The organism is Bacillus hominis (assembly GCF_018332515.1).
Classification (GTDB): Bacteria; Bacillota; Bacilli; order Bacillales; family Bacillaceae_G; genus Bacillus_A; species Bacillus_A hominis.
This window is the reverse complement of the sequence record NZ_BOQD01000365.1, coordinates 1-6033: the sequence shown is the minus strand read 5'-3', so window position 1 is coordinate 6033 and position 6033 is coordinate 1. Positions and strand designations below refer to the sequence as shown.

7 protein-coding genes and 2 pseudogenes are annotated in these 6033 nt (G+C 34.8%); 2 read left to right on the top strand and 7 right to left on the bottom strand.

Annotation, left to right across the window (positions count from 1 at the left end):
* From KI356_RS24845 to KI356_RS24835, 3 genes and pseudogenes are all read right to left on the bottom strand, one after another.
* Positions 1–278 (bottom strand): annotated as a pseudogene (locus KI356_RS24845) (hypothetical protein); the annotation flags it as partial.
* Between the two features lie 195 nt (positions 279–473).
* Entirely contained in the window at positions 474–1256 is a 783-nt protein-coding gene (locus KI356_RS24840; RefSeq protein ID WP_128281923.1) for a membrane protein insertase YidC, read from the bottom strand.
* A gap of 28 nt (positions 1257–1284) precedes the next feature.
* A complete protein-coding gene (locus KI356_RS24835; protein WP_002174090.1) occupies positions 1285–1569 on the bottom strand; it encodes a hypothetical protein in 285 nt (94 codons plus the stop codon).
* A 274-nt stretch (positions 1570–1843) separates the two neighbouring features.
* Here KI356_RS24835 and KI356_RS24830 point away from each other — a divergent pair, with 274 nt between their 5' ends.
* Positions 1844–2737, top strand: a complete 894-nt coding sequence (locus KI356_RS24830; protein WP_000530031.1) for a YitT family protein — start codon at positions 1844–1846, stop codon at positions 2735–2737.
* A 110-nt stretch (positions 2738–2847) separates the two neighbouring features.
* On the opposite strand, the gene KI356_RS24825 is transcribed toward KI356_RS24830, so the two are convergent.
* Entirely contained in the window at positions 2848–3369 is a 522-nt protein-coding gene (locus KI356_RS24825; RefSeq protein ID WP_128281922.1) for a GNAT family N-acetyltransferase, read from the bottom strand.
* Positions 3370–3833: 464 nt separating this feature from the next.
* On the opposite strand from KI356_RS24825, the gene KI356_RS24820 reads away from it, so the two are divergent.
* Positions 3834–4220 (top strand): DUF3938 domain-containing protein, encoded by a 387-nt coding sequence (locus KI356_RS24820; RefSeq protein ID WP_128281921.1) that lies wholly within the window; start codon positions 3834–3836, stop codon positions 4218–4220.
* 194 nt (positions 4221–4414) lie between these two features.
* Here KI356_RS24820 and KI356_RS24815 read toward each other — a convergent pair whose 3' ends face one another.
* The 3 genes and pseudogenes from KI356_RS24815 to KI356_RS28340 form a co-directional block, all read right to left on the bottom strand.
* Positions 4415–4555: a DUF3985 family protein gene (locus KI356_RS24815; RefSeq protein ID WP_212936764.1), complete on the bottom strand. Its 141-nt coding sequence runs from the start codon at positions 4553–4555 to the stop codon at positions 4415–4417.
* A gap of 96 nt (positions 4556–4651) precedes the next feature.
* Complete coding sequence (locus KI356_RS24810; protein ID WP_212936763.1) at positions 4652–5734, bottom strand: M50 family metallopeptidase; 1083 nt, start codon at positions 5732–5734, stop codon at positions 4652–4654.
* 13 nt (positions 5735–5747) lie between these two features.
* Positions 5748–5945: pseudogene (locus tag KI356_RS28340) on the bottom strand (DUF3169 family protein); the annotation flags it as partial.
* Between the last annotated feature and the right edge of the window lie 88 nt (positions 5946–6033).

The window sequence follows — 6033 nt, the reverse complement described above, 5'->3', positions numbered from 1 at the left end:
TCTTTTGTCGCCTCATCTAAATTCGCAAACATATCTTTGTGCTTCCCTTTCTCTGGAAGCTTCACTCCTAGTTCCTCTAATTGTTTCTTTGTATCATCCATAATTGTTTTCACTTTTTGTTTCGTTGCCTCATCTAAATTCTTCTTCGCAGTTCCTTTTGTAACTTGCTCGGCCGTTGGAGTATTAGTTGCCGCAAACGCTGGTATACCAGCTCCTCCTACAATTCCAAATGATAGAGCACCTGCAATTACTAAATACCCAACTGTTTTCTTCTTCATAGGAAATTTCCTCCTTCATATTTCTAAAGCATGTACACTTTCGTATACAATGCCAATAGTAATGTTGATTTCTTAAAATTTCCTTAACGAGTTAAATAAAATGGAACTTTAATTAGTGGGGGATGTTCATCCTACACTAATCGGATTGGGCTTTTACGGGACAAAAAAACACCGCTCATCACGAGCGGTGTTTATCTAAGCTTTTTGTAATTGTAATTCTTCACGTTCCATTACTTTTCTTAATACAATTGTTTGTGTCATTGTAAATAAGTTACCTGTAATCCAATACAACACAAGTCCTGACGGTGCCGCAATTCCCATAAATAAAATCATCGCCGGCATCATTATTTGCTGTATTTTCAGCATTTGTACTTGCTCTCCAGGCGTTATATTTGATTGGAACACCTTCATCTGGATAAATGTTGTTAACGCTGCAATAATCGGTAATATATGATATGGATCTGCATGTCCTAAGTTCACCCATAAAAATGAAGATGTACGAATCTCTTCAGTTCTGCTAATCGCATAATACAAAGCAGAGAAAATCGGCATTTGTATAAAGATTGGCCAGCAACCAGCTAACGGATTCCAACCGCCTGATTTCATTAGTTCTGACATTTCTTTTTGATACTGCTTTTGTTTTTCAGGATCTTTACCCACATCACCGTGTTTCTTTTTCAGCTTCTGTAATTCAGGTTGCATTTTTTTCATTTTCATTTGACTACGATACTGCGAAACAGCTAATGGAATCAGTGCTGAACGAACAACAAGCGTAATGACAATGATAGCAATCCCAAAGCTTCCACCAGATATATGATGAGCAACAAATTGAATCATATACGATATTGGATATACGAAATAATGGTTCCAAATTCCCGTACTATGTGAATCTATTGTGCCTGCATTACTGCAGCCAGATAAAACAAAAACAAGTAATAATGATAAACTAATGAGCGCAGCTCGGTTTGATTTTAACATGTTCATTCCTCCAATGTTTCGTAATTAATTAGCGAAACATTGGTGTATACGGACCTACCTCGTCACTCTCTCCACTCGATTCTTGTCTGCGGACAGAGCGAATCATTCCATATTTATAAAAAATAGAGAAAAGTGGTACATTTCCGATACCCTCTTCACACGTATCAACTAGTTTAAAAGCTCTCTGTCTACCGCTCGATGCTTGCTGACGTACGAAACGAGAAACGTTAGCAAGAAAAAAGACTTCTAATACACAAAGCGCTGTCGTTACAAACGATATATACAGAAGTGCATCCTGCAATAAAAATTCCATCGCTTCACATCCTTAATAAAGTCATTTTAGCACATTCAACAAACATTCTCTATTTCCTTTTGTTCTCAAAAGTTTTTTTGCATATTTTCTCAAAAAATTATGCTAGAAAACCAATGTATTCGCTTTCTTTAGTATATTCACACGTATCTTTGAATAGGTTTAATTTTTTAGAAATTTATAAAATTTTTGCATTATAATAAAACTATTGCCAGTTTTTGAAAAAAGCTTTATTCTCTTCTTGTAATCAAAAATGAATATGGAGATGAAACATACTATGGGTCAACTAGGAGACGCCGATTACGTTCCCGACACCGCCTTTTTATCCTTCCCAGCAGCTAAAACATTTCACTTAGAATTTATCATACAGTTAGTTGTTATTTTTATAGCTTCTATTTTGTATGCAATTTCTATGAATATGTTTTTTATCCCACATAATATGATTAGTGGTGGGTTCGCTGGTGTAGGGATGATTATCGGTTATTTAATGCACTACAATATCGGAGCACTTATCTTTTTACTAAACATTCCGCTTCTTATTTTAAGTCACTTTTACTTAGGTAAGAAGACAACCTTTTTAACGGCATACTTTGTAGCTGTATCATCTTTAGCGATGAACATTATCCCAGTACACCAAGTCTCAGACGATATTTTACTTTCTTCTGTTTTCGGTGGTGTCATCTGCGGTGCTGCCTCAGGAATCATATTCCGATTTGCTTCTTCAACAGGTGGTTTTGATGTTGTTGGATTGATTGTAGCGAAACATCGCGATGTTTCAATTGGAGCAATCATCTTTGGATTCAACTTAATCTTACTTGTTGCAGCAGGATTTATTTTCGGATGGGATATTACGCTTTATACGTTAATTAGTCGGTTTGTAGTCAGCAAAGTAATTGATGCCGTGCATACAAAACATATTAAATTAACGATAATGACAATTACAGAAAAAGGTGAGGAAATAAAAAGCTCACTATTACATCACGGCATACGTGGCGTAACAATGGTAGATGCTGTCGGCGGCTATACAAACCATAAGAAAAAAATGATTTACACTGTCGTAACTCGCTACGAGTTGGGCGAAATGAAACGTATTATCCGCCAAGTGGATAATAAAGCATTTATGAACATTACTGAAACAGTTGAAATTGTCGGCCGTTTCAAACGTATATAAAAAAGGTTAATACATTAAAGGGCATAACATATTAGTCATATATAATATGTTATGCCCTTTGTTATTCAACTAACGCACCCTTTATCATAATAAAATCACGAAGTTTATTACTACAAATCGGAGGATAGCATTCCATATACGATACTATCTGTCCATTCATTTTTATTCCAAAAATCTTGTATGAAATGTGCTTCCTTTCTCATGCCTATTCGTTCACACAATTTTTTTGAAGCTGTATTACGTGCATCAAGATTAGCTTGTATACGATGTACATTAAATTCATTAAATAATTTAAATACCAAACTATTTACTGATTCTGTTGCCAAACCTCTCCCAGCTACTTCATTTGAAAAACTATAACCAATCTCAACAGTGTCTTTCATATTTGTGTACCATACGGATAAATCACCAACTACTTTAGTCTTGTATATAACTGCCAAACTTAATATTGATTCTTTAGTAAGTACATTATTTGCTAGCTTCTTATTGAATCTTTTCTGCATGTCTTCATGAGTCCACTTATTATGTAATAGGAACTTACATGTATCATCATTATTATAAATAGCAAATACATCCTGTAAATCCGTACTCTTAAAAGGTCTAATTATTAATCTTTCTGTTGTGATCTCCAAGTTAGCTCTCCTCCCTTACATTCATGCCATAAAACATTTTTTATAGTATTTAAGCCCCCTTCTTAGATCTCACCTTGATTACATATTTCATCATAATACATTAAAATCCTTCTTCCGCTAAACTGCACCGTTAATGGTATTTCCTTGCGCTTTTTATTTTTTACACTTATTACAAAATCAGATAATTCTATTATTGTGACCCTACATGTGTTATAATGAAAGCAGACTCACAAAAAAAAGAGTATATAGACTTGGAAGTTTCTCTTATTTTTATAAGCAAAAAGAAACGAGCAGTCGGGTATATTTCAGACACCATACACGTAACGGTTTTAAAAAAGCCGATCACCTTAGTTATTCTTCACTGATCTTTTTATAAAAAGATACGTACAACTAAAATTCACTTCAATATACTATACCTACCTTTTTGACTTCCAAATCATCTTATTACATAAGGAGATGAACATATGAATCAATATATACGATACACACTAGCTGCCTTATTTGCCATCGTCGGCGGTGTAATCTGTTTCTGGACAAACACTCAACTTGGAGAAAACATTATTTTTAATGGAATCGAAACACTTGTAAGCGCTTCAATTTTAGGCGGCTACATTTTCTTCCTCTTCAATCCAGAAGAAAATGCACAAAAAACAATGTTATTAACAATGATCGGAATCGTTGGTGGATGTATTTCCTACTCAATGACAAACTATACATTACCACTTCAATTGAGCTCAGCTTTCTTCCACGGTCTATGGACTTGGTTTATCGCATTCTGCCTAGCAGATGTATTCAACCTACTACAAGATCACGAAGAAGAAAATGGTCAACAAATTGAAAGCAACTCTTAAGCTGGAAGATATTCTTCCAGCTTTTTTGTTTGCTATTCTCTCTGTGCATATCCCGTTTGGTACTTCCAAAAATATATCAGCGATTTTTTAAATATATCGACCGGTTCTCCACTTATATCAACGATTATATCGACGTTTCGACACAACATATCGATTTACCGATATATTCCGACAGCCTAAACGTACAATATACCCTATCCCCCAAGCAGCTTACTGCCGAACTCTACAATTAAAAAGATAATTAATAGGATTGCGAGTATCTTTACTGCTACATATACCACTTTAAAAATTACATAAATGAGTAAGACTAGCAAAATAATCGCTAAAATTTCCATATAGAATTCCTCCAAGCTTTGCTCTTCTTACCTCATTTTACTCGCCCAAAGCTTTTTATGGAACGGCATAAGGTTACATATAGAAAAGAGGATACCTCACCCATCGTAAGATACCCTCTCCTGTAGCTGCTCAAACCATTCTCTCTCTAATTGTAAATATCCTATTTCACTCTTCTCAGCGCTCTTCAATTCTTTATCAGCTTTCCTCATATAAGTGCGTGAAGCTTCTAAATCACTCTCTAAATATTTAACAATTCCTTGTGTGCGGTAATACCCATTTAAGTCCATTTTTGTAATTGCCTTTGCATGTTCCTTCGCTTCTTGCAGGGAAAGACTTTCCTCCTGATACAGTACTTTATATAAAAGGTACCAACTATGAAAGCTACTAACGAAAAATTTATTTTCTTTCGTTACAGGTAATTGAACAATTTGTTCTACATACGGTATCGCCCTTTCCATGCCCTCTTGATCAGCTCGGGCATAAAAGACGAGCATAAGTCCACTCATTATCTCGCTTATACTTTTATCCTCTTTTAATTTTTCCTCACTAAGTTCTATTAATCTCGCATCCCAATCTTTCGGTCTTTTGTAACTAAATAACTCACTCGATACTTGAATCGTGTATAAATGCTCTCTAGCCTTTTCATCATCTTTAATTAAAATAAGGAATTGCATGCCATCGCTTAATAGCGTTCCCTTAATTGGAATTGCTGTGACGACAAAGATTGCAAGGTGTAACACGGAAAAGTATAAAAGCATGTGGTAATAACTCACCATATATATGTAACCTGATACAATGCCAAATATGAGACTCGTTAACGGTCCGCTTAAAGTCATCCATGCCCATTTTCTTGAAAGGTTCGGTGTTTGTGTGGAAGGCGGCACTAACATTGCAACGCCACCAACATACATCCATATTTTATTTTCTCGAATTCGTATTTTCCCCTTTTCTTTTTGAACAGTAATAGGCCCTACTGTCATAAACTTAAATTTCAAACCGACTATCAAGCCACATATTACATGCCCTAATTCATGAATAGCTAACACTAGCAATACAATCCCAAAAAAGGCCCACATTTCTATAATTACCTGTACTTTTTCTATTCGAATGAACCCATATAAAACAGAGCAAACGAAAGCAACGAATATTGAAAAAGCAGGTCTTCTTAAAATGTCCAACACTTCTCTCCCCTTAACAAATAATCTTTTTATGCATTTCATACATGTATGTTCCAACATGTAATACCCAAACAAACAAAATCATAATGACCATAAAGAAATTTTTTCTATCTAAAAGTGCATACGCAATCGCTGCAAACCATGCACAAACAAGTGTCATGTTTGTATATTGGCACGCTTTATATCCTGCTTCATGTTTTACCTCTTTTTCACTTATTCAATTAAAATTGTAAATAACATCCTTTCATATATCAATTATTATTGTCATTTTGAAGTAGATACATGTCAAAAATGCATAT